General features: G+C 44.7%; 2 protein-coding genes. Both read right to left on the bottom strand.

The window, feature by feature from the left end:
- Positions 1-2: 2 nt before the first annotated feature.
- On the bottom strand, positions 3-1,184 hold the full coding sequence (locus N0M92_RS29030; RefSeq protein WP_098373865.1) for an NAD(P)/FAD-dependent oxidoreductase: 1,182 nt from the start codon (positions 1,182-1,184) through the stop codon (positions 3-5).
- 39 nt (positions 1,185-1,223) lie between these two features.
- Positions 1,224-1,520 (bottom strand): DUF1641 domain-containing protein (locus tag N0M92_RS29035; protein ID WP_260289023.1); only part of this gene is annotated, 297 nt, incomplete at its 5' end.

Genomic DNA, 1,520 nt, shown 5'->3' on the forward strand with positions numbered 1-1,520 from the left:
AATTAATAAGCCAAGCTGAATAGGGCTTTGATGTGTGATAGATAGCGAACATTACTTGCTTCTTTCATCAATGTAGCCGGCAGGCCTTTAAGGGAAGTGTTATTGGCCCCAACGGTTGCCACCGCATCCTTACGGCCTAGGCTCGCAAGTGTACCTGAGTTTACAGGTGAAAATTCTTCAAGTTTCTTGCCTTCAAAGGCTGCATATAGGTTGTAACCAACAAGCTCACCCATTTGCCAAGCATTTTGTGCAGTAGGAGCGTATGGACGGCCGCCTTCTGGAGGGAACGCAACGGCGCTGTCCCCGACAACGAATACGTCATTATGGGATTTGGATTGCAAATACTCATTAACGGTCGCTTTGCCGCGATCCACTTCAAGGCCTGATTCGCCCACGATAGGAAGAGCCGCAACTCCGCCTGTCCAAACAAGCGTATTGGCCGTTATCGTTTGTCCGTCTTTCAATTCGATTTGATTTCCTTTAACACCCGTTACAGGCAGACCTGTCAGGAATTCAACGCCGCGTGCTTCCAAGCTTGTCATCGCACGTTCGATCAAGTGGTCAGGCAGGACCGGAAGGATTTTTGGACCAGCTTCTACAAGCTTGATTTTCAAGTCCTTGAAGTCCACTCCGAATTTTTTGGCAATTTTAGGGAAATGATCCACGATTTCACCGATTAACTCGACGCCTGTCAATCCGCCGCCGCCGATCACGATAGTTGCGTCCGCTTCATTATTCGTTTGTGCATATTCGCGGATGCGATCTTCGATATGTTTGTAAATTTTGTTTGCATCGTTTACGGATTTCAAGACCATGCTGTTTTCCTCAAGTCCCGGAATGCCGAAGAATCCTGTTTGGCTTCCTAAAGCAACAACCAGGGCATCATAAGATAAAGTGGAACCATTGGCAAGTTTCACTTCTTTGTTATCGACTGAGAAAGAATCCACTTTGGAAATGATAAGGTCGATATCTTTTCCTTTGAAAAGTTTTTCCAACGGAATGGAAACGGCTTGTTCAGAAATGGATCCGCCTGCAAGACGGTGCAATTCAGTGATGATTTGGTGTGTTGGAAATTGGTTCACCACTGTAACCTGTACTTCATCTTTTTTGTAATATTCACGTACGGATAAGGCAGATAGCAATCCAGCGTAACCTGCACCTAAGATGACGATTTGTTTTGACATAGTTAATCCCCCGTCCTTACTGATTGAAAATTCATCAAATTATTTTTGGTTTTTGCGTTCTGAAGAGACTTCAAGAAAAGCTTGGGCGAAACGGAAAAGTTTTTGTGCTTGTGGGTCTTTCATCATTCTTAACAGACCAAAAAGACCGATCACGTCATGATTCACTTCAGCACGATCCTTAGCTTCGATGGCAGTAACCGCAAGCCCTTTCACTGAATCGACTACAGGTGTCGCGATCTCCGAAATGGCGCTGACCGTATCGTTTTTCAAAACATCATCAGTCGCAACCGATTGAGCGAAATCATAAGACTTTGTTAAAATATTCACTAACTCAGT

The organism is Peribacillus aracenensis, assembly GCF_025175645.1.
GTDB classification, from domain to species: Bacteria; Bacillota; Bacilli; order Bacillales; family DSM-1321; genus Peribacillus; species Peribacillus aracenensis.

Excerpts from the sequence above, each read along its gene's own strand:
- N0M92_RS29030 (WP_098373865.1), bottom strand. The coding sequence starts at position 1,184 with ATGTCAAAACAAATCGTCATCTTAGGTGCAGGTTACGCTGGATTGCTA.